The organism is Mycolicibacterium canariasense (assembly GCF_002101555.1).
In the GTDB taxonomy this organism is placed as follows: domain Bacteria; phylum Actinomycetota; class Actinomycetes; order Mycobacteriales; family Mycobacteriaceae; genus Mycobacterium; species Mycobacterium canariasense.
This window is the reverse complement of the sequence record NZ_LQOL01000052.1, coordinates 503,425-523,382: the sequence shown is the minus strand read 5'-3', so window position 1 is coordinate 523,382 and position 19,958 is coordinate 503,425. Positions and strand designations below refer to the sequence as shown.

Annotated in this window: 23 protein-coding genes; 14 read left to right on the top strand and 9 right to left on the bottom strand. The window is 67.8% G+C overall.

Annotated features, from left to right (window positions below):
• Positions 1-27 precede the first annotated feature (27 nt).
• Positions 28-954, bottom strand: coding sequence for a hypothetical protein (locus AWB94_RS18560; protein WP_062656577.1), 927 nt, complete (start codon positions 952-954; stop codon positions 28-30).
• A 114-nt stretch (positions 955-1,068) separates the two neighbouring features.
• Here AWB94_RS18560 and AWB94_RS18555 point away from each other — a divergent pair, with 114 nt between their 5' ends.
• Both AWB94_RS18555 and AWB94_RS18550 read left to right on the top strand, forming a co-directional pair.
• Positions 1,069-1,719, top strand: a complete 651-nt coding sequence (locus AWB94_RS18555; RefSeq protein ID WP_062656576.1) for a hypothetical protein — start codon at positions 1,069-1,071, stop codon at positions 1,717-1,719.
• 155 nt (positions 1,720-1,874) lie between these two features.
• Positions 1,875-3,019, top strand: a protein-coding gene (locus tag AWB94_RS18550) for an IS3 family transposase (protein WP_409365969.1) whose coding sequence is annotated in 2 segments (ribosomal slippage) — positions 1,875-2,139 and positions 2,139-3,019 — 1,146 coding nt in all. Because the reading frame shifts where the segments join, the coding sequence is not laid out codon by codon here.
• A gap of 747 nt (positions 3,020-3,766) precedes the next feature.
• On the opposite strand, the gene AWB94_RS18545 is transcribed toward AWB94_RS18550, so the two are convergent.
• Positions 3,767-4,282: a hypothetical protein gene (locus AWB94_RS18545; RefSeq protein ID WP_062656573.1), complete on the bottom strand. Its 516-nt coding sequence runs from the start codon at positions 4,280-4,282 to the stop codon at positions 3,767-3,769.
• 197 nt (positions 4,283-4,479) lie between these two features.
• Entirely contained in the window at positions 4,480-5,193 is a 714-nt protein-coding gene (locus AWB94_RS18540) for a hypothetical protein (protein ID WP_062656572.1), read from the bottom strand.
• 83 nt (positions 5,194-5,276) lie between these two features.
• Between AWB94_RS18540 and AWB94_RS18535 the strand changes: the two genes are divergently transcribed.
• Positions 5,277-5,576 (top strand): hypothetical protein, encoded by a 300-nt coding sequence (locus AWB94_RS18535; RefSeq protein ID WP_062656571.1) that lies wholly within the window; start codon positions 5,277-5,279, stop codon positions 5,574-5,576.
• Between the two features lie 174 nt (positions 5,577-5,750).
• Positions 5,751-6,248 carry a UCP032817 domain-containing protein gene (locus AWB94_RS18530; RefSeq protein WP_109762187.1) on the top strand — a complete coding sequence of 166 codons (498 nt, stop codon included), beginning with the start codon at positions 5,751-5,753 and terminating at the stop codon, positions 6,246-6,248.
• 3 nt (positions 6,249-6,251) lie between these two features.
• On the opposite strand, the gene AWB94_RS18525 is transcribed toward AWB94_RS18530, so the two are convergent.
• Positions 6,252-6,437, bottom strand: a complete 186-nt coding sequence (locus tag AWB94_RS18525) for a hypothetical protein (protein ID WP_062656645.1) — start codon at positions 6,435-6,437, stop codon at positions 6,252-6,254.
• Positions 6,438-6,522: 85 nt separating this feature from the next.
• Here AWB94_RS18525 and AWB94_RS18520 point away from each other — a divergent pair, with 85 nt between their 5' ends.
• Genes AWB94_RS18520 through AWB94_RS18505 form a run of 4 tightly spaced genes read left to right on the top strand, consistent with a single transcriptional unit; the run spans position 6,523 to position 8,802 of the window.
• On the top strand, positions 6,523-7,251 hold the full coding sequence (locus AWB94_RS18520; protein ID WP_062656570.1) for a Clp protease N-terminal domain-containing protein: 729 nt from the start codon (positions 6,523-6,525) through the stop codon (positions 7,249-7,251).
• A gap of 8 nt (positions 7,252-7,259) precedes the next feature.
• Positions 7,260-7,685 (top strand): PPOX class F420-dependent oxidoreductase, encoded by a 426-nt coding sequence (locus tag AWB94_RS18515; protein ID WP_062656569.1) that lies wholly within the window; start codon positions 7,260-7,262, stop codon positions 7,683-7,685.
• Between the two features lie 53 nt (positions 7,686-7,738).
• Positions 7,739-8,272 carry a hypothetical protein gene (locus tag AWB94_RS18510; protein ID WP_234811776.1) on the top strand — a complete coding sequence of 178 codons (534 nt, stop codon included), beginning with the start codon at positions 7,739-7,741 and terminating at the stop codon, positions 8,270-8,272.
• A gap of 5 nt (positions 8,273-8,277) precedes the next feature.
• Entirely contained in the window at positions 8,278-8,802 is a 525-nt protein-coding gene (locus AWB94_RS18505) for a GNAT family N-acetyltransferase (RefSeq protein WP_062656567.1), read from the top strand.
• Here the strand turns inward: AWB94_RS18505 and zapE are convergent.
• Positions 8,799-9,836, bottom strand: coding sequence for a cell division protein ZapE (gene zapE, locus AWB94_RS18500; protein ID WP_062656566.1), 1,038 nt, complete (start codon positions 9,834-9,836; stop codon positions 8,799-8,801). The two genes, AWB94_RS18505 and zapE, sit on opposite strands and share 4 nt — an antisense overlap.
• Positions 9,837-9,871: 35 nt before the next feature.
• Here zapE and AWB94_RS18495 point away from each other — a divergent pair, with 35 nt between their 5' ends.
• Genes AWB94_RS18495 through msrB form a run of 4 tightly spaced genes read left to right on the top strand, consistent with a single transcriptional unit; the run spans position 9,872 to position 13,983 of the window.
• On the top strand, positions 9,872-10,639 hold the full coding sequence (locus AWB94_RS18495; protein WP_062656644.1) for a pyrimidine reductase family protein: 768 nt from the start codon (positions 9,872-9,874) through the stop codon (positions 10,637-10,639).
• Positions 10,640-10,697: 58 nt separating this feature from the next.
• Complete coding sequence (locus AWB94_RS18490) at positions 10,698-12,254, top strand: alpha/beta hydrolase (RefSeq protein ID WP_062656565.1); 1,557 nt, start codon at positions 10,698-10,700, stop codon at positions 12,252-12,254.
• 20 nt (positions 12,255-12,274) lie between these two features.
• Entirely contained in the window at positions 12,275-13,561 is a 1,287-nt protein-coding gene (aftC, locus tag AWB94_RS18485) for an arabinofuranan 3-O-arabinosyltransferase (protein ID WP_062656564.1), read from the top strand.
• Positions 13,558-13,983, top strand: coding sequence for a peptide-methionine (R)-S-oxide reductase MsrB (gene msrB / locus AWB94_RS18480; protein WP_109762183.1), 426 nt, complete (start codon positions 13,558-13,560; stop codon positions 13,981-13,983). The genes aftC and msrB overlap by 4 nt, the downstream gene beginning before the upstream one ends.
• 16 nt (positions 13,984-13,999) lie before the next feature.
• Here the strand turns inward: msrB and hemQ are convergent, their stop codons facing one another.
• Genes hemQ through hemE form a run of 3 tightly spaced genes read right to left on the bottom strand, consistent with a single transcriptional unit; the run spans position 14,000 to position 17,098 of the window.
• Positions 14,000-14,692, bottom strand: coding sequence for a hydrogen peroxide-dependent heme synthase (gene hemQ / locus AWB94_RS18475; RefSeq protein ID WP_062656563.1), 693 nt, complete (start codon positions 14,690-14,692; stop codon positions 14,000-14,002).
• 4 nt (positions 14,693-14,696) lie between these two features.
• Positions 14,697-16,052: a protoporphyrinogen oxidase gene (locus tag AWB94_RS18470; protein ID WP_062656562.1), complete on the bottom strand. Its 1,356-nt coding sequence runs from the start codon at positions 16,050-16,052 to the stop codon at positions 14,697-14,699.
• Positions 16,049-17,098: a uroporphyrinogen decarboxylase gene (gene hemE, locus AWB94_RS18465; RefSeq protein ID WP_062656561.1), complete on the bottom strand. Its 1,050-nt coding sequence runs from the start codon at positions 17,096-17,098 to the stop codon at positions 16,049-16,051. Before hemE ends, AWB94_RS18470 begins: the two co-directional genes overlap by 4 nt.
• 124 nt (positions 17,099-17,222) lie before the next feature.
• On the opposite strand from hemE, the gene AWB94_RS18460 reads away from it, so the two are divergent.
• Together AWB94_RS18460 and AWB94_RS18455 are read left to right on the top strand one after the other, a co-directional pair.
• Positions 17,223-17,759, top strand: coding sequence for a DUF3000 domain-containing protein (locus tag AWB94_RS18460; protein ID WP_234811785.1), 537 nt, complete (start codon positions 17,223-17,225; stop codon positions 17,757-17,759).
• On the top strand, positions 17,759-19,015 hold the full coding sequence (locus AWB94_RS18455) for an HRDC domain-containing protein (protein WP_062656559.1): 1,257 nt from the start codon (positions 17,759-17,761) through the stop codon (positions 19,013-19,015). Before AWB94_RS18460 ends, AWB94_RS18455 begins: the two co-directional genes overlap by 1 nt.
• Here the strand turns inward: AWB94_RS18455 and AWB94_RS18450 are convergent.
• Positions 18,995-19,885 carry an alpha/beta fold hydrolase gene (locus AWB94_RS18450; RefSeq protein WP_062656558.1) on the bottom strand — a complete coding sequence of 297 codons (891 nt, stop codon included), beginning with the start codon at positions 19,883-19,885 and terminating at the stop codon, positions 18,995-18,997. The genes AWB94_RS18455 and AWB94_RS18450 overlap by 21 nt on opposite strands.
• Positions 19,886-19,958 lie beyond the last annotated feature (73 nt).

Here is a 19,958-nt window from a genome sequence, read left to right as displayed (position 1 = left end):
ACACACCCAGCCAACCAGACACCCCAATCACAGGCCGACAGCAGCTGACCGTTCTACACCCTCAATCATGAAGAGCCCTATTAGACCTGCCACGTCTGCCATGTCTGCCACGATATGACATGGCCAATTAAGCGGATTGCCCTTCGTCGGTGCGTCGTCGGTCGAGGTGGGAGGGGGCGCGAAGGTCATCCAAAGGCGTTGCACTGAATTTTGGACCTCCAGCTGAGACTCGTGGTAATCGTTGGGATCAAGGTGATGCTCCTCCCCCAATATCAAGCGCTTTCGAAGGTAGTTATCGGTGTGGCGCAGCTTGTCCACCGCTGCGGAAACGTCATTCAACACCCCGACCATCAACCCGTCGTCCTCGTTAATGAAGAGAGCAATTGCGTTGTTGCTTTCGACGGTGAAGCTGGCGGTCGCGAGACCCACTTGCTCAGAAATGGTGTTTACGGCATCCGCTCTGTCCTGACGGTTGAGGAGTTCGTAGATTTCTGGGACTCGCTGCCACAGTGTGTCGACCAGACTTTGCTGGCGAAATGCAGCCCGCGCGACTTCGACGATGGCTCGGCGTTGTTCCTGCTTCTGGAGAAGGCTCTGCTGTAGGTCGGCTAAGTCCCGCTGATGCTGAAGCTCAGCCTGGTGTCGAATTTCAGCGGCGGCGATCTCAGCTTCGAACCGCTTAGCCGTGTCAACTGCGTCCTTTGCGGCCTGCCGGCTGATCACCAGAGATTGCGCGACAGCTACCCCCACAGCTACCACCGTGCCGACAGCCGCGAACGCTTCTGGGATCGTCCCCCAACTGACCCATGGGTGCTTGTATCGGAGGTCCAGTCCCTGGACTACCGCCAGTGCTACCAGCAAAAAGGTAGTCATTCCGAACCACACCGCGAGGAACCCCTTGCTGGCCTGCCACCCTGCACGCCACCCGTTCGACGTTTCCACCTCGTTACCCATGCGCGGAATGTAGCGCGCGAGTCTCCCCGCGAGCGACGGCTCGCCCCCGAAGTCACCCAGGCGATGCCGGATGGGGGTTCGTTCCCTTCAACAGATGCCCAATACGCTTCTGCCATGAGTCTGGCTTTAAGACTGCAGGTTAAGACGAAGTTCGATGATGCGATGAAGCACTGCGACAACCTGGTGGAGGTGCATCGGCAGGTCGGCTCGTCTGGTCGTGGTCGAAGGATTGAGACGTCGGTCAACCGGGCGGTTGTTGTGATGGCTGTAGCCAGCTGGCAGGCGGTCGTTGAGGACATGACGATGTTCATGCTTGACCGTGGTATTCCGGACCCATCGGACCCGAACTATGCGTTCGCCCGGTTGGTCCGCGGTCAGGTGATGGGCAGTGTGACCCGATTCACTACGCCAAACGCTCGAAACTCGCGTGTTCTGCTTCAACAGGTCGGGTTTGATCCCCGGCCGCACTGGACGTGGAGCGTCAGGGAATCGGGTGGACGGCAAGTCACTTTGAAACCTGCTCAGGTGGAACAGCGGCTTGGAGACTGGCTACAGGTGCGACACGCTATCGCCCACGGTGACACGATGCCGGATGTTGATGTGCTCCAGGCTGTTCGACTGAATGTAGTCAAGCGACAAAGGACACTAACCGTCGGGGGACCGACGATCCGGTTGGTGGACGCTCAGCAGTGCATCGCCTTCATTCGCAAGCTGACTGAGGTCACCCTCGTGGGGCTGTCGCGTGAACTCCGCACGGAGAGATAGCCCGACAGGGACGCCGTACCCCTTTGCGTCTGCGCATTGCGATTCGCCGCAATTCTTGGGCTTGACCGAGGCCTACTGGCGTGTTCCCGCTGAATGAGTCCGGCCGGTTTTAGAGTCCTGTAGCCCGATGTCGGGCGAGAAGGGACGATGGACGTATGGCTGGTCGGAAGCGGCATTCCGCGGAGGACATCGCGCGCAAACTGCGCCGTGCGGACGAGTTGGCCGCGGAGGGCAAGACCGGCGAGGAGATCGCTGCCGAGCTCGAAGTCTCGCCGGCGACGTTGTACAACTGGCGCCGCAGCTACGGCGGCATGGACACCGACGCCGCCAAAGAGCTCAAGGAGCTGCGGGAGCAGAACGCCCGATTGAAGCGGCTGTTGGCCGAGGCTGAGCTGGTCAAAGACGCGTTGCGGGAGGTCGCGAAGGGAAAATTCTGAGCCCAGCTGCCAAGCGTCGCGCCGTCGACATGCTCACCACCACGTTGGGTATGTCGGAACGGTTGGCGTGCAAAGCTGTTGGGCTGGCCCGCTCCACCTGCCGCCGACTCCCTCAGACACAGACACCGGCTGATCCCGATACCGAGATGCGGGCCGGGCTGCGTTCCTACGCCACCAAACACCCCTGCCACGGGTTCCGCCGTGCCTGGGCGGCGTTGCGCTACGACGAACGCCGTGAGGTCAAAAAGAAGAAGATCCACCGCCTGTGGCGCGAGGAAGGTCTGCAGGTGCGGGTGCACAGTCCACGCAAGCGGGCCGGGGTGTCATCGATCCTGCCGGTCGAGGCCGACGCCCCGAACGTGGTGTGGGCGATCGATTTCCAGTTCGACTCCACCGTCGACGGCAAGGCCATCAAGATCGCCTCGATGATCGACGAGCACACCAGGGTCTCGCTGCTCAACCTCGTCGAGCGGTCGATCACCGCCGACCGGCTCGTCGCCGAGCTCAAGAAGGTGTTCACCGCCGCCGGCGGCCCGCCGACGGTGCTGCGGATGGACAACGGACCGGAGTTCATTTATCAAGCGCTGCAACAGTTCTGCGACGGAAGGTTCGACATGTCCTATATCCCGCCGGGCACGCCCTGGAACAACGGACACATCGAATCGTTCAACAACCGACTACGCAAGGAGTGCCTCAACCGCAACCACTGGAACACCCTGCTCGAAGCCCGCGTAGTCATCGGCGACTTCAAGGACGAACACAACCACCGGCACCGCCACTCAGCCCTGGGCTACCGCACGCCGTCCGAGTACGCTGCCGTCTGCAGGTGCACCCACACCCCGATGGCCTGCAGCATCAACTGAATCTGGATCACACCACCCCGACTCCAGAACCGGGTGGACTCGGAAACGGGGACTCGCCACTACTTTGGCGGCAGTCATCGCTACAACAGCGTGTGCCGCGGCGGCCGATGAACTGTGCGCCGCACCAGCGACACACACGGCGAAGTAGCCCCTTGTGATCGCTGCACTTCTGGTCGGGACTTGAGACCTCCACTCCGCACACTCGACATCGGTAGGTCCCAGGTGGTCGCGGTGTCGTCACCCATTGGGCTCGGCGGCAGTCTCGACACGTGGCTAGCCCAGGGGGCAATCCTCGCGTGTCAGGCCACATCAGTCTGTCGCAGCCGTTGGCGCACGGCACGTTGGGTTTCTTGGCCATCACCACTCCTCTGACGGCGTGCCGATGTCGATATGGGGTTCGTCGTCTCCCCGCATCTGGTTGCACACCAGGTGGGCCGGTCGGAAGTCGAGCACGTCGTTACCCCAGCTCGGGATGTGTCGACGCGGGGAGGGCGTGGTCCACGCTGAAGGACTGCGGGTGGGGCCACACCAGGGTGTAGTCGATGGGGTTGGGACACAACCACCACCCCAATCCCTGGTCGCGCAGTCCTTGCGGAACTGCCGCTTGAGTTCCTTGTAGTGGTGGTGCGTCCGGCCGAAACCACTCCCTACCGCCGACATCAGAATCCCCCGCCCAGTCCCCGCATGCCCGACCCTGCGGTCCTCACCCGGTCGTGCTGCATCCCGCGCATCGCGCCGAAGGTCTTGTTATCGACGTTGTCCTGCAACGTGATTGAGGCGTCGATAGGTCCAGCCGCTTGGGTCGCGGCTGACGGCCAGGTAGTCGCGGGCCTGGGGCAGGGCACCCATCAGAGCGCCGCCCATCCCCGACATGCCACCGCCGTCGCCCAGCTGGAACGCCCCCAGACCACCGTCGCCCGCGTTACCGGGACCAGGCGACCCGGCACCACGGCCGTGCTGGGAACCACCAGGGGCACCGCCGTACGGGTTCAAACGCGCGGGGCCGCTGTTCGTTTGGAAGTTCTTCAACAAGCCGCCCAGGTAGTTCGCTCCCCCGGTGAACAGCTTCCAGATACCCCACTGCGTCGGGTCGGAGAACACCGAACCGTCCAGGCCCACCGCCTCCATCAGCCCCGACAGCATATCCTGGCCGAAGCTGGCACCCGACGGACCGCCTGACCCGCCGCTGCCCGTGCCGCTGTCGACGGGCGTGTTCTGGGCCTCCGTCAGTTCCGCGCGGGCGGCGTCGCGGTCGCGGAACACCCAAAACAGTACCCAAGGGGGTACAACAGCTACCAAACAACCCCAAACATTCACGTCACTGTTTGATATAACCCCAGATCAGACCGAGCATATGTCCAGGTAGGCGACACGCCAGCAATTCATGAGGTGCTTGGTTCAATCCGAGTATCGCGCACCAGCATCATTCTCCGAGCTCAGCGGCTTTTCCGCGCGGTAGCTCACCATCCGCCGTCGAAGAACGCCTGCAAAGCCGGCACCGGATTCAGCGCGGTCATCGTGTTCGCCACGCCGATGACGACCACTCCGCACGCCAGCACGGCGGCAACGATCCCGAACCTGGTTCGGCGCCAGTACACCGCCGCGGCGATGACTGCCGCAGCCACCAGACCGGCGACCACCGCCATCGCGGCGTGATATCGAGAGAAGTCACCGATCAGTACCGGCAACGCCGCGGGCTCCCGCACGCCCGCCCGTAGCGCGGCGCCGAATCCGCTCCGCACCTCGTCAGGAATCATCGGCAGCAGCGACGACGACGGCGCGACCGCGCCCTGCACATTCGCCATCACCACCAGCAGCGAGAGCGCCGCCATCCCGGCACTGACGGCGGCACCGAACGCGGTGCCGGCACGCCGCCACCGCTCGCACGGCGCCGCCCGCCAACAGCGCACCGCCAGCGCGATGAACACGGCCACCAAGAGCGCCGCGAAGACGGCCTTGGCGAGGTGGAAGCGAAACCAGAACTCCACCAGGACGCTCAGACCCGCCGTCAGATTCTGGGTATCGGCCGTCCAGTAGTCGAGCACCGCCACATGGGCAGCCGCCCGCAGATCCGCCTCACCGCCGAACGCCACCCCCGCCGATGCGGCCAGCGAGAAGGGCGCCACGCCGAACGCCGCGGTGAGCATCGCCGCCAGGACCAGCAGACCCGGCACCGCAAACCTTCGGACGCTCACCCTTCGACGTCTACCACCAAAACCGGTTGAATCCGGTTCCCCATTCACGAGAAAGTTGAGTCATGACAGACCTCCTCGAGGTGAGCGGCCCGGCGTCGCTGGCTGCGCTGGTGTCTGCCCTCGCACCGGAGCACCCGCGCCCATTGGGCAGCATCGCCGGCTTCTGGCTGGACGGCGAAGCGGTGTTCGCGGTCGCCCAGTTCGACGCCTTCGACGATTGGCCATTCCTGATCAGCATCCGGTGCACCAGCCTGGGCCACGACGGCGATGTGCGACGGCAGGCGAAGCGGCTGCACAATCAGCTGCGCGCCGCCGGGTGGATGGTGCGCTACGCCGGTGTGGACACCCGCGCCATCGCCTGACCTACGCCGAAACCGACACCGTCGAGTTCGCATCTGGCCAGCGACGCCCGCTGATGCGCGAGATCTTCGGTGACTGCCGCCCGCAACTCGTCGAGCAGGTCCAGGTAGTACTCGGCGGTGTCACGATGTGTTCACCGGGACCACCGGGCCCGTTGTGAGCACTATCGTGGGATCGTGCGAACGCGGCGCCGACACCAGCCCGGGCAGACGGCCGCCGCCGTCGCGGCCCTGGAGCTCCCCGACGCGGTGTTCAAGACCTGCCCGTGGCAACCCCGCGAACTTGTCGAAACCGGTCTGCGTCAATGGCTTCGGTGCTGCGGCGCGGCGCTGCGGGACAACCAGGTGATCGGGATGCCGTCGCATGCCGTGGACGAGGCCTGGCACGGACTGATCCTGTGCACCGCCCGTTACGCCGCGTTCTGCGACCGGGCCTACGGCCGCTTCCTGCACCACCACCCGGACGGTGATTCGCCCGCCACCGCGGATTCGATGGCCGAGCAGTTGCGCCGCACCGTCATCGCCTGGTCGCTGGTCGCCGAACCCGGCGAGCAGTGCGCGCTCTGGGACCTGGACCGCCGCGTCGGCGTCGAGCACCCGTGGGGCGTCGACCCCGAAAAGGTGCGGCAGATCGACGACGCGCTGGCGAATCTGCCTGCACGCCAGCGCCGTTAGCCGCTACTTGCGCAGGCGCCAGGCATACACCGCGATCCCGACCCCGATCAGCGCGGTGATCGGACCGATGATCGACCAGGTGGTGGTATTGCTCATCGGACTGCCCTGTAGCGCGCCGAAGCCCTGCAGGCCCCACACCGTCCCGAAGAACGCCAGCACCACACCGATACCGATCACGAAGTAACGCACGCCTCCACAGTAGGCCGCCGCGCCCACCTCGGCGTGTCGTCAACCCATGGTTGACGACAATCGTGAGTCAACCTACGGTTGACGCATGACCGATACGCCGTCCGCGACATCCTCCATCAGCCTCGACGCCCTGATCCGCGCCATCAAGTCCGTCCACGACGACGAACTGGACCAACTCACCGACGCCATGCTGGCCGCCGAACACCTCGGCGAGGTGGCCGATCACCTGATCGGCCATTTCGTGGACCAGGCCCGCCGCTCCGGCGCATCCTGGACCGACATCGGCGCCCGGATGGGCGTCACCAAACAGGCCGCGCAGAAGCGCTTCGTCCCCAAGGCCGACACCATCGATCCCAACGAGGGCTTCGCCCGGTTCACCCCGCGCGCGCGGGCCGCGATCGTCGCCGCCCAGGACGCCGCGCGCGACGCCGGTAATACCGAGATCACCCCCGATCACCTCATCCTGGGCCTGCTCGGCGACGAGGGCTCGCTGGGTATCGCCGTCGTCAAGGCGCAGAACATCACGACGGCCGCCGTCCGCGATGCGGTCCACCTGCCCGCCGACACCGGCGAGAAGCTGAGCCTGGTGCCTTTCAGCGGCCCCGCCAAGAAGGTCCTGGAGCTGACCTTCCGCGAGGCACTTCGCTTGGGGCACAACTACATCGGGACCGAGCACATCCTGCTGGCGCTGCTGGAGTCCGAGGACGGCACCGGCCCGCTGCACCGCGTCGGCATCGACAAAAACCGCGCCGAGACCGATCTGGTGTCGCTACTGTCCTCACTGTCGGGAATGAATCAAGACGCGGCGGAGTAGACAATGCCATGACACTCAACGAAGCCGCGCGCACACTGATCGGGGCGGGCGCCGACGCCACGCTGGTCACCATCAACCCGGACGGCACCCCGCAGGTGTCGGTGGTATGGGTGGCCCTGCAATCCACCCCCGACGGCGACGAACTGGTTGCCGCGCACCTGTCCGACGCCTACAAGAAGGTCCGCAACGTGCGCCGCAACCCGAACGTGGCCGTGACCATCCTGGCTCCGGTCAAGCCCGGGCAGCAGCGCGAGTACCTGTCGGTGAACGGGACGGCGCGCATCGTCGAGGGCGGGGCCCCCGAGCTGCTCAAAGACCTGGCTACCGCGCTGCTCGGCTCCGCGGAACACTTCCCGCCCGCGGACGCTCCCGATGGCTTCCTGACCAGGATCCGCATCGATGCGGTGGGCGGGCACGGCCCCTGGGTCGACTAAAGCTCCCGACGCGCGCCAAGGCATGTGCCAAGATGCCAGACATGCTTCGCGCAATGGCGGCAATGATTGCTGGGTTGACGGCGGTGATGGCGTTCGGGCTGGCGCCGCAGGCATCGGCGGCGCCGAAGTTCACCGACGCCATCGCCCCGATCGGCAATCTGGGTGACACGTTGCACGTGCGATTCGACGATTTCGCCGCCGACGTCACCGTGCACGACGTGGTACCCACCGACGTCCCCCCGGGCTGGACCTGGAACGGTTCGCCGCGCTGGCGCGCCACCGGCGGGCCGTGGAAGGCGCCGATCACCGTGCACGTCATCTCCGCCCCCAACCCGTTCCAGCTCTCCATCTCCACCACTTTCAAAGGTGTCACCCCATACGCCGACGCCTACACCGCCAAGCACACCGACGCCCCGGACTCGCTGGAGACGGCACTGCTCAACGCTCCCCCGGGTTCGACCGTCGACGGCGCGGTGTATTGGGACGTCTACCGCGGTCTGGTGACCAACGTCGTGATGCTCAACCCGCAGACCGGTACGCACCTGGCGCAGTGGAACATCTGGCAGCCGGGCACCCCGCTACCGTAAGGGTCATGCGCGTCGAAGCCGCCACGCGCGAGGATCTGCCCGAACTGGCGCAGCTCGCCGCGACCACCTTCCCGTTGGCCTGCCCGCCTGCAGTGTCTGCCGACAACGTCGCCGCGTTCATCGCCGCCAACCTGTCCGCCGAGAACTTTGCGCGCCACCTCGACGACCCGCAGCGGGCGGTGCTGCTGGCCCGCGACGACGCCCGAATCCTGGGCTACGCCATGCTGATTCGCGGCGTGCCCGACGACGCGGGCGTGGCGGCGTCGGTGCCGCTACGGCCGGCCGTCGAGCTGTCCAAGATGTACGCGTTGCCCGACGTGCACGGGGCCGGGGTGTCGGCGGCGTTGATGACCGAGGTGCTGCAGCGGGCCGCCGCACTGGGCGCGGCCTGTGTCTGGTTGGGTGTCAACCAGGAAAACCAACGGGCCCAACGCTTCTACGCCAAGGCGGGGTTCACCGTCAGCGGTACCAAGACCTTTCGGCTCGGCGAGCACATCGAGAACGACTACGTCATGGTGCGGACTGTTTAAGCGTTCTGCGCGGCCGCGGTCAGCGCCAGTAGGCGCGACGTGGCACGCAGGTACTTCTTGCGAAACCCGCCCGCCAGCATCTCGGCACTGAAGATGGTGTCCAGCTTGGTGCCCGACGCCAGCACGGGGATACCTTCGTCGTAGAGCCGGTCGGTGAGCGACACCAGCCGCAACGCCACGCTCTGGTCCTCGATCGGGTGCACCCCGGTGATGAACACTTCACGCACCCCGTCGATCAGCGCGTGATAGCGCGACGGGTGCATGGTGGCCAGATGCGCGCACAACCCGTCGAAATCGTCCAGCGTCGCCCCGGGCACCCCTTCGGCGCGGGCCCGCACCTGGTCGTCGGACAGCGGTTCGGGCGCGGGCGGCAGTCCGCGGTGCCGGTAGTCGGGACCTTCCACCCGCACGGTGGTGAAGATCGCCGCCAGCGTGTTGATCTCCCGCAGGAAATCCTGGGCGGCGAACCGGCCCTCACCCAACTGCTCGGGCAACGTGTTGGAGGTGGCCGCGATCGACACCCCGCGCTCCACCAGCGCCGAGAGCAGCCGCGAGATCAGCGTGGTGTTGCCGGGATCGTCGAGCTCGAACTCGTCGATGCACACCACCACGTATTCGGCCAGCAGATCGATGCACTCGGTGAAACCGAACACCCCGGCCAGCTGCGTCAGCTCGCCGAACGTCGCGAACGCCGTCGGCGCCACGTCGGCCGCCGACAGCGCGTAATAGGTGGACGCCAGCAGGTGGGTCTTGCCGACACCGAACCCGCCGTCCAGATACACCCCCACCCCGGGCAACACCGCACGCTTGCCGAACAGCTTCTTCTTGCCGGCCCGCCGGGCCAGCGCCTGTTCGCAGAACGCGCGGCACTTCACCACGGCCTCGGCCTGCGACGGCTCGGCCGGATCCGGCCGGTAGGTGTCGAAGCTGACATCGGCGAAGGTCGGCGGCGGAACCAGCCGCGCGACCAGCTGTTCCGGCGTGACCTTCGGGTGCCGATCCACCAGAGCTTCGACACCTGCGCCGCTTTGCATGTCGTGCACCCTATCGACGTGCTGCAATGATCCCCATGCCGGATGCCGCCGCTGGGACAGAACTCACAACCCTGCAACCCACCGGGAGCACCACCGACGGCCAGCTCACCGAGCGTTACGCGTATCCGGACGGGCTCACCGACTGCTGGGTCCGGGCCAACTTCATCACCAGCCTGGACGGCGCCGCCACCACCGGCGGACGCTCCGGCGGGCTCGGTGGGGCCGGCGACCGGGCGCTGTTCGGCGTGATGCGCGAACTGGCCGACGTCGTCGTGGTGGGTGCGGGCACCGTCCGGACCGAGAACTACTCCGGGGCCCACCTGGGCGCCGGTGAACGTGCCCGGCGCCAGAGCCGCGGTCAGGCCGAAGTCCCGCCCATCGCCATCGTCACCCGATCCGGCCACCTCGACAACGATCTGCTGGTGTTCACCAACACCGAGGTGCCGCCGCTCGTTCTCACCTCACACAACGCGGCCGGCGGTGCGCGCGACCGGCTCGCCGGGCTGGCCGAGGTGCACGACTGCTCGGCCGGCGATCCCGACGAGGTGGACCCGCACGCCATGGTCGCCACCCTGGCCCGCCTCGGGCTGACCAGGGTGCTGGCCGAGGGCGGCCCCAGCCTGCTCGGCACCTTCATCGCGGCAGACCTGCTCGACGAGTTGTGCCTGACCATCGCCCCCTTCGTCGTCGGCGGCACCGCCAAACGCATCACGGACAGCCCGGGCGAGGCACTGCGCCGCCTGTCCCCCAGGCACGTGCTGACCGACTCGGAGGGCTACCTGTACACGCGCTACAGCCGTTAGTGCACCAGCGCACCGGATGACCATCGCTACTGTGGTCGGCATGCGTACGGCCCCGGGAATGCGTCCACTTGCGGCCATCGGTCTGGGCGTGACCGTCATGCTGCTCACCTCATGCGCTCCGCTGCTGGCCGCAAACCCGCGCTACGCCACCGACTCCGGCGCCCACCCGCAGGGCCAGCCGCCAACGACGAGCACGGTGGCCGGTCCGCCACCGATCGCCGTGCCGAAGAACGACCTGCCGGGCTGGCGAGACTGCACGGCCCAGACGTTCAGCGCAGCCTCGGTGGCGCCGGTCCCCGGCGTCAAGCTGGAGTGCACCACTTTCGACGCCGATCTCGATCCGATCAGCGGCGCCAACGGCACCCTCCCGATCGGCGTGGTGCGGGCGTCGCGGGCCGACACTCCCACCGACGCCGGGCCGCTGGTGATGACCACCGGAACCGACCTGCCATCGTCGATCCAGCTGCCCGCCTGGCTGACCCGCACTGGCACCGACGTCCTGAAGACGCACCCGATCGTCGCAGTGGACCGCCGCGGCACCGGCACCTCGGCGGCCATCAACTGCCGCGACGCCTACGACCGCCAGGAGATGATCGACCAGGCCCAGTTCGAGTCCGGCGACGATCCTGTCGCCAACCTGAGCGCCATCGCCCAGACCGCCACCACCAGCTGCACCGACACCATCGCCCCCGGTGACTCGGCCTACGACAACGCACACGCCGCCGAGGACATCGAACGACTGCGCAGCACCTGGAACGTCGACACCATCGCCCTGCTGGGCATCGGCAACGGAGCCCAGGTCGCCCTGGCCTATGCCGGGTCCCACCCGAACAAGGTGTCGCGGCTGGTGCTGGATTCGCCGCTACCGCTGGCGATCAACGCCGAGGCCACCGCGGAGCAGAAGGTGAAGGGCGAGCAGGCCGCCCTGGACGCCTTTGCCGCGCAGTGCGCCGCCGTCAACTGCCCGCTCGGGCCCGACCCCAAGGGCGCCATCGACGCGATCCTGGCCTCGGCCCGCGCCGGCAACGGGCCCGGCGGCGCCAGCGTCGCCGCCGTCGCCGACGCCATCAGCACCGCACTGGCCTTCCCGCGCGGTGACCGGGTGGCCGCCACCAATGCGGTGGCCGGCGCGCTCGCCGCGGCCCGCGGCGGTGACGCGGGCGGCCTGAACGATCTGATCAACCAGGCCGACGCGATGCGCCAGACCGACGGCCAGTTCGTCAACGGCTGCAGCGACGCCCTCAACCGGCCCACCCCCGACCGGGTACGGGAGCTGGTCGTCGCCTGGCCGAAGCTCTACCCGCAGTTCGGTGGGGTCGGCGCGCTGCGCATGGTGAACTGCCTCAGTTGGCCCAGCGGCAACGCCCCGAAAGACCCCAAGGACCTCAAGATCCCGGTGCTGCTGCTCGGCGTCCAGAACGACCCGATCATCGGCAACGAGGGCGTCGCCGCGGTGGCCGCGACCATCATCAACGCCGGTGCCACCAGCCGGCGGGTGATCTGGCAGGGCATCGGTCACGGCGCGACGATCTACTCCCCGTGCGCGCTGCCACCGGTGCTCGGCTACCTGGATACCGGCAAGCTGCCCGACACCGACACGTTCTGCCCCGCCTGAACGGAGCCCGGCACGCTGCGGTGTACGGTGCGCAGGTGGCGCCAACCGATCTCATCCTGAGCGTCTTTCGACCTCGCACGTCCGCTCCCAGCACCGCCAATGTGGTCCGGGCGGCCCTCTGGCCGATCGCGATCATGTCGATCATCCACCGCAGCTACGTGCTGTCCACCAATGGCTACATCACCGACGATTTCGGCCCGGTATACCGGGCCGTATCCAACTTCCGGCGGCACTGGGACATCTACAACGAGCACTTCAACTACGTCGACCCGCACTACCTTTACCCGCCCGGCGGCACGCTGCTGTTGGCGCCCTTCGGGTTTCTGCCGGAGTTCGCGTCCCGGTTCTGGTTCGTCGCGTTCAACTCCGTGGCGGTCATCATCGCCGCGTGCATTCTGGTACGGCTGTTCAAGTTCTCGCTGACCTCGGTGGCACTACCCGCCCTGCTGCTGGCCATGTACTGCACCGAATCGGTCACCAACACACTGGTGTTCACCAACATCAACGGCTGCCTGCTGCTGGCCGAGGTGCTGTTCTTCTACTGGCTGCTGTCGGGCAAGGTGAGCCACCAGTGGTGGGCCGGCGCCGCGATCGGGCTGACGCTGGTGGTCAAACCACTGCTGCTGCCGTTGCTGCTGCTGCCGGTGCTGAACCGGCAGTGGCGCGCGCTGGTGACGGCGTTCGCCGTGCCGCTGGTGCTCAACGCGGTGGCCTGGCCGCTGTCGGCCGACCCGATGGGCTTCGTGCGCAACACCGTGCCCTACATCTTCGAAACCCGCGACTATTTCAACTCGTCGATCCTGGGCAACGGCGTCTACTACGGCCTGCCCATGTGGCTCATCCTGCTGCTGCGGGTGGTCGCGGTGATCCTCGCCGCGGTGAGCTTGTGGCTGCTGTACCGGTACTACCGGGTACGCGATCCGCTGTTCTGGATGCTGACCTCGTCGGGCGTGGTGCTCATCGCATCGTGGCTGGTGTTGTCGCTGGCGCAGGGTTACTACTCGATGATGCTGTTCCCGTTCCTCATGACGGTGGTGCTGCCCAACTCGGTGGTGCGCAACTGGCCGGCCTGGCTGGGCGTGTACGGCTTCCTCACCATGGACCGCTGGCTGCTGTGGCGATGGCCGACGACGGGGCGGTTCCTGGAGTACATGAAGATCACCTACGGCTGGTCGCTGATGCTGGTCGTGGTGTTCTGCGTGCTCTACTACCGCTACGCCGACGCCAAGGCCGACGACCGGCTGGACACCGGTATCGACCCGCGCTGGATGACGGAGGACAAGCCACGCGCTAGCGTGGCGACATGACCGATGCAGGACTGCCGGCACCCCGCATCCAGCTGACCGATGACGAGTGGCGGGACAAGCTCACCGCCGCCGAGTTCGCGGTGCTGCGCCGCGCTGGTACCGAGCGCCCGTTCACCGGCGAGTACACCGATACCAAGACCCCCGGCGTCTACGAATGCCGGGCCTGCGGGGCCGAACTGTTCCGCAGCACCGAGAAGTTCGAATCCCATTGCGGCTGGCCGTCTTTCTTCGACCCGGCCAATTCGGACGCGGTGATCCTGCGCCGCGACGACTCGCTGGGGATGACCAGGGTCGAGGTGCTGTGCGCCAACTGCCACAGCCACCTCGGCCACGTCTTCGAGGGTGAGGGCTACCCCACCCCGACCGACCAGCGGTACTGCATCAACTCGGTCTCGCTGCGCCTGGTGCCCGCCGGCGCCTGACCCGTCGGTCGAGGGGTCAGGGCAAGCGGGCCAGCAGGTCCTCCACCGCGACGCGCGGACCGGTGAAGAACGGGGTCTCCTCCCGGACGTGGCGGCGGGCGTCGGTGTAGCGCAGCTTCCACATCAGCTCGACGATGCGCGCCAGATCCGGCCCCTCGAAGGCCAGGATCCATTCGTAGTCGCCGAGCGCGAAGGCCGGCACCGTGTTGGCCCGCACATCCGGGTACTCACGGCCGGCCATGCCGTGCTCGACGAGCATCTTGCGGCGCTCGTTGTCGGGCAGCAGATACCAGTCCAGCGACCGCACGAACGGATAGACGCAGATGTAGTCGCCCGGCGCCTCACCGGCGATGAAGGCCGGCACGTGGCTCTTGTTGAACTCGGCGGGCCGGTGCAGCGCCACGACACTCCACACCGGATCGCTGGCCAGACCCAGGGTGGTTCGCCGGAATGCGGTGTAGGTCGCCTGCAGGTCCTCGACCCGCTCGGCGTGGGTCCAGATCATGAAGTCGGCGTCGGCCCGGAACCCGGCGACGTCGTAGAGCCCGCGCACCACGACGCCGCGTTCCTCCTGTTGTTTGAGGAAGGTGGCGGTCTCGTCGATCACCGCGGTACGGTCGGCGTCCAGCGCCTCGGGCTGCACGGAGAACACCGAGATCATCATGTACCGGGTCATGGAGTTGAGCGCGTCGTAATCGAGCTTGGCCATACCGCTATCGTGCCACGCCCGAGCCGGTCAGTTTCTCGGCCGCCCGGGTGGCCGCGGCCACGCATGCGGGCACCCCGATACCGTCCAGGTAGCCGCCCGCGACGGCCAGCGTCGCGGGCAGTCCGCCGCGGATCTCGGCGACCAGATCGGCGTGCCCGGGGCCGTACTGCGGCATCGCGTCGATCCAGCGCTGCACCCGGCAGTCCACCGGCTCGGTGACGATGCCGAACAGTCGGTTCAAGTCTTCCAGCGACCAGTTCAGCAGCACGTCGTCACCCACGCTGCGGGCCAGCTGGTCACCGAACCGGCCGAACGAGAACCGCACCAGTTCGACGTTGCCGCGCCGGCCCCACTTCTGCGTGGTCAGCGTGATGGCCTTGGTGTGCAACGTTTCTCCGGCAGCGACGAGCACCCCGGACTGGTTGGGCAGCGGTGTCCCGCCGGGCAGCGCCAGGGCCACCAGCGCGGACGAGGCCACCTGTACCCGCCGTGCCGCCGCCGCGCTGTGCGGCGCCACGTGCTCGATGAGCCGACCCAGCCGCGGGGCCGGCACCGCCAGCACGACGCCCTCGGCGCTCCAGTGCCCGCCTTCGTCGTCGACCAGGTCCCAGCCGCGCGCCGACCGCATCACCCGCTCGATACCGGCCTGCACCCACCGCACCCCGGCCCGCCGGGCCAGTTCGTCGACCAGCACGCCGTAGCCGCCCGCGACGGCGCCGAACAGCGCCCCGTCCCGCGGCGGCGGCAGCGCCTCGCGTACCGCGGCACTGAGACTGGCCGCACCCCGGTCCAGGGCCGCGGCCAACGTGGGGACCGCCGAACGGATCCCGATGGTGTTCGCCGAGCCCGCGTACACGCCGGTGAGCAGCGGCTCCACCGACCGGGTGACCACCTGCTCACCGAACCGGTCACCGACCAGCTCGGCGACGGACGGATCCGCGCCGGCACGCCAACGCAGCGGCCGGCCCGGCTCGGCCGCGATGCGGGCCAGGGTGGCATCGTCCACCAGGCCGGCCACCGCGGAGGCCTGGGCCGGGATGCCCTGCAACGTCCCGGTGGGGACCGGGTGCAACTGGCCCTGGCTGTAGAGCAACGGACGAGCCCCGGTGTTGGCGACCTGCCGTCCGGTGAGACCGAGCTCGCCGAGCAGTGCGGGCACCTCCGGCCTGCGGGCGATGAACGCCTCGGCGCCCAGGTCCACCGGCACCCCGCCGATCCGCTCGGTGCGCAACACACCGCCCAGCCGGTCCGCCGGGTCGAACAGCGTGATCGACGCATCCGGGCCGGCCGCAACGCGTAGTCGATACGCGGCGGTCAAACCCGAGACACCGCCGCCGACAACGCAATACGCCGATTTCACAATGAATGCACCAGCTCTACCAAGTCGGTGATCACCTCGGGGTCGGTGGCCGGCAGGACGCCGTGCCCCAGATTGAAGATGTGCCCGCCGGCGCCGGCCGCCTGGGCCCGGCGACCGTCCTCCACGACGGCGCGCGCCGCACGCTCCACCACCGGCCAACCGGCCAGCAGCACGACGGGATCGAGATTGCCCTGCAGGGTCGTGCCGGGCCGCACCCGGGTCGCGGCATCGGCCAGCGAGGTGCGCCAGTCCACCCCCACCACCGTCGCCCCGGCCTCCCCCATGGCGCCGAGCAGTTCGGCGGTTCCCACCCCGAAGTGCGTCATCGGCACCCCCTCACCCTTGAGAGTGTCGAACACCCGCGAGCTGTGCGGTAGCACCGCGGCCCGGTAGTCGGCCAGCGACAGGGTCCCGGCCCACGAATCGAAGACCTGGATGGCGTCCACCCCGGCGGCGAGCTGAGCCTGCAGGAAGGCGATGGTCAGGTCGGTGAGCGCCGTCATCAGGGCGTGCCAGGTGTCCGGGTCGCCGAGCATCATGGCCTTGGTCTTCTCGTGGTTGCGGCTGGGTCCGCCCTCCACCAGGTAGGACGCCAGGGTGAACGGCGCACCGGCGAACCCGATGAGCGGCACGTCGCCCAGCGCGGACACCAACTGGGACACCGCCTGCGAGACCGGCGCCACCTGTTGAGGTTCAAGGGGTTTGAGGGTGTCCACATCGGCGCGGGTGCGGATGGGATGGTCGATGACGGGCCCGACGTCGGGCACGATGTCCAGCGCCACCCCGGCGGCCTTCAGCGGTACCACGATGTCGGAGAACAGGATGGCGGCGTCCACGCCGTGCCTGCGCACCGGCTGCAGGGTGATCTCGCAGACCAGATCCGGGTCGAAACAGGCCTCCAACATCTTGTGGTTGGCCCGCAGTTCGCGGTACTCGGGCAGCGAACGACCCGCCTGGCGCATGAACCACACTGGTATATGCGAGGGCGTACGCCCGGCAGCGGCGGCGAGAAAGGGCGACTCGGGCAGGTCACGGCGGGTATTCATCGGCCACCATGTTGCCACGACGGACAAATCCGGCGCGCCTGCGCACCCGTCGGGCCGGTTGGGTCTAGCGTCATTTGGTGTGACGTCCGCCGAACCGGCTCAGTTCCGTACCGCGGTCGCGGCGATGAATGCCGCGACGGTGCGGCCGGAGATCGAGCTGGGCCCGATCAGGCCCCCGCAGCGGCTGGCCCCGTACAGCTACGCGCTGGGTGCCGAGGTCCGCCACCCCGAGACGGCCGTCGTGCCGGAGCGCTCCGATGGCGACGCGTTCGGCCGGTTGATCCTGCTGCACGATCCCGAGGGCGCCGAGGCCTGGGACGGCACCATGCGGCTGGTCGCCTACATCCAGGCCGACCTGGACTCCACCGAGGCGGTGGACCCGCTGCTGCCCGAGGTGGCGTGGAGCTGGCTGGTCGACGCGCTGGGATCGCACGCGGAGGCGGTGACGGCGCTGGGCGGCACCGTCACGGCGACCACGTCGGTGCGCTACGGCGACATCTCCGGACCCCCGCGCGCCCATCAGTTGGAGCTGCGGGCGTCCTGGACCGCCACCGACCTCGAACTCGGGCCGCACGTGCAGGCGTTTTGCGAGGTCCTCGAGCATGCGGCCGGCCTTCCCCCGGCGGGAGTCACCAGCCTGGGCTCCCGCACGCGCGCCTGATGACCGATCCGGCGCCGCAGGCCGAAGCCGATTCCCCGGAACCCGAGGCCACGCCACTGCTGGCACCCGCCGAAGGGGTGCCCGACGTGTCGGTCTATCCGAGCGATATCGCCAGGGCCGCCGAGAGACTCGCCGGCGGCACCGGCCCCTTCGCCATCGATGCCGAGCGGGCGTCCGGCTTCCGGTACTCGAACCGGGCCTACCTGGTGCAGATCCGGCGCGCCGGCGCGGGCACGGTGCTGATCGATCCCGTCAATCACGGCGGCGACCCGCTGCAGGTGATGGCGCCGGTGGCGCAGGTGCTGGCCACCGACGAGTGGGTGCTGCACGCCGCCGACCAGGACCTGCCGTGCCTTGCCGAACTCGGGATGGCACCGCCGAGCCTGTACGACACCGAACTCGGCGGCCGGCTGGCGGGTTTCGAACGGGTCAATCTCGCCGAGGAGGTGCGCCGGCTGCTGGGGCTCGGCCTGGTGAAAGGGCACGGCGCGGCGGACTGGTCCAAGCGACCACTGCCCCCGGAGTGGCTGAACTATGCCGCGCTGGATGTCGAGGTACTGGTGGAGTTGCGGCACGCGGTTGCCGCCGTGCTCGAGGAGCAGGGCAAAACCGAGTGGGCCGCACAGGAATTCGAGTATCTGCGCACCGTCGAACCGAGCCCGACCCGGCGCGACCGGTGGCGCCGCACCTCCGGTATCCACAAGGTGCGCAACCCACGCGCGCTGGCCGCGGTGCGTGAACTGTGGACCACCCGGGACCAGATCGCCGCCCGGCGGGATATCGCGCCCGGCCGGATCCTGCCCGACTCGGCGATCATCAGCGCCGCTGTCGCCGACCCCGATACCGTCGAAAAGCTCACGGCGTTACCGATTTTCGGTGGCAGCCGGCAGCGGCGCAGCGCCCAGGTATGGCTGGACGCACTGGCCAGGGCGCGCCAGGATCCCGATCCGCCGACCGGCACCGAGCCGGTGAACGGCCCACCGCCGACGTCGCGGTGGTCGCGGCGCAAACCCGAGGCCGCCGAACGACTGGAGAAGGCGCGGGCCGGGCTTGCCGAACTGTCCGAACGGGTTTCGGTGCCGGCGGAGAACCTGCTGACCCCGGACACCCTGCGTCGGCTGTGCTGGGACTGGCAACCGGTGCCCGATGTCGGGGCCGCCGTCGACGAATTCCTGACACAGGCCGGGGCGCGGCCGTGGCAGCGTGAGTTGACCGGCCCGGTGCTGACGGCGGCCTTATCGCCCGACGTGGGCTAGGAACGCTTCCAGCACGGCGTCCGGTGCCTCGATCTGCGGCCAGTGGGCGATGTCGTCGGCGAGCAGATGCACGTCGGGATGCGGGATGACCTCCGAATAGCGTTGTGCCATATGTCGTCCCGAGTTGGGATCGGACGGCCCGTTGATGAAGCGCATCGGCACCGCGGTCTCGCGCATGGCACGCACCCAGCGGTTTCGGTACGTGTAGCGATCGGTGACGAACCGACCGAGCTTGTGGGTGACCCGCTTGCCGTCGTGGTAGTCCAGGATCTCGTGGAACTGGTCCATCATGTGCGGTGTCGGTTTGGTGTTCACCCCGAACATCTCGTTGATGGTGGGGTCGAAGAGCCGGCGCGACAGCGGGCTGCCTTGCAGCGGACTGATGATGTCGCCCAATGGAGTTCGTGACAGCAGTTTCTGCAACAACCGAGGCTCGTAGGCCTCGACGAACAGCCCGCCGTTGAGCCAGGTGATCGAGTCGATGTGCAGCGAGCCGTAGACCTGGTCGCCCCGCTCGTGGCGGGCCAGCAGTTCCTGGCAGACGGATACCCCGAGGTCGTGGGCCAGGATGTGCGCCGCGCCGACGCCGAGGTGCGCCAGCAGCGCTTCGTGCATGTCGGCATGGTCGGGCACCGAGTAGCCGTACCGCTGGGGTTTGTCGGAGAAACCCATGCCGATCATGTCGGGGGCGATCACGGTGAAGCGGGAGGTCAGCTTCGGCCAGATCAGCGCCCAGTCCCAGGAGCTGAACGGATACCCGTGGATGAGAAGGAGATTCGGACCGGTGCCTTCATACCGGTAGAAGATGTCGAAGCCGAGGTAGTCGAACGACTTCCCCGCGGCCTTCCATTGCGCAAGCTCGGCGTCCATCTGCCGAGCCTACGCAGCGCCTGTCGCGACGCGCGCCGCACCCGCTACGAATACCGGCTCACCGAGAAAGGGC

Excerpts from the sequence above, each read along its gene's own strand:
- AWB94_RS18560 (WP_062656577.1), bottom strand. The coding sequence starts at position 954 with ATGGGTAACGAGGTGGAAACGTCGAACGGGTGGCGTGCAGGGTGGCAG.
- AWB94_RS18555 (WP_062656576.1), top strand. The coding sequence starts at position 1,069 with ATGAGTCTGGCTTTAAGACTGCAGGTTAAGACGAAGTTCGATGATGCG.
- AWB94_RS18535 (WP_062656571.1), top strand. The coding sequence starts at position 5,277 with ATGACAGACCTCCTCGAGGTGAGCGGCCCGGCGTCGCTGGCTGCGCTG.
- AWB94_RS18520 (WP_062656570.1), top strand. The coding sequence starts at position 6,523 with ATGACCGATACGCCGTCCGCGACATCCTCCATCAGCCTCGACGCCCTG.
- AWB94_RS18515 (WP_062656569.1), top strand. The coding sequence starts at position 7,260 with ATGACACTCAACGAAGCCGCGCGCACACTGATCGGGGCGGGCGCCGAC.
- AWB94_RS18510 (WP_234811776.1), top strand. The coding sequence starts at position 7,739 with ATGGCGGCAATGATTGCTGGGTTGACGGCGGTGATGGCGTTCGGGCTG.
- AWB94_RS18505 (WP_062656567.1), top strand. The coding sequence starts at position 8,278 with ATGCGCGTCGAAGCCGCCACGCGCGAGGATCTGCCCGAACTGGCGCAG.
- zapE (WP_062656566.1), bottom strand. The coding sequence starts at position 9,836 with ATGCAAAGCGGCGCAGGTGTCGAAGCTCTGGTGGATCGGCACCCGAAG.
- AWB94_RS18495 (WP_062656644.1), top strand. The coding sequence starts at position 9,872 with ATGCCGGATGCCGCCGCTGGGACAGAACTCACAACCCTGCAACCCACC.
- AWB94_RS18490 (WP_062656565.1), top strand. The coding sequence starts at position 10,698 with ATGCGTCCACTTGCGGCCATCGGTCTGGGCGTGACCGTCATGCTGCTC.
- msrB (WP_109762183.1), top strand. The coding sequence starts at position 13,558 with ATGACCGATGCAGGACTGCCGGCACCCCGCATCCAGCTGACCGATGAC.
- hemQ (WP_062656563.1), bottom strand. The coding sequence starts at position 14,692 with ATGGCCAAGCTCGATTACGACGCGCTCAACTCCATGACCCGGTACATG.
- hemE (WP_062656561.1), bottom strand. The coding sequence starts at position 17,098 with ATGAATACCCGCCGTGACCTGCCCGAGTCGCCCTTTCTCGCCGCCGCT.
- AWB94_RS18460 (WP_234811785.1), top strand. The coding sequence starts at position 17,223 with ATGAATGCCGCGACGGTGCGGCCGGAGATCGAGCTGGGCCCGATCAGG.
- AWB94_RS18455 (WP_062656559.1), top strand. The coding sequence starts at position 17,759 with ATGACCGATCCGGCGCCGCAGGCCGAAGCCGATTCCCCGGAACCCGAG.
- AWB94_RS18450 (WP_062656558.1), bottom strand. The coding sequence starts at position 19,885 with ATGGACGCCGAGCTTGCGCAATGGAAGGCCGCGGGGAAGTCGTTCGAC.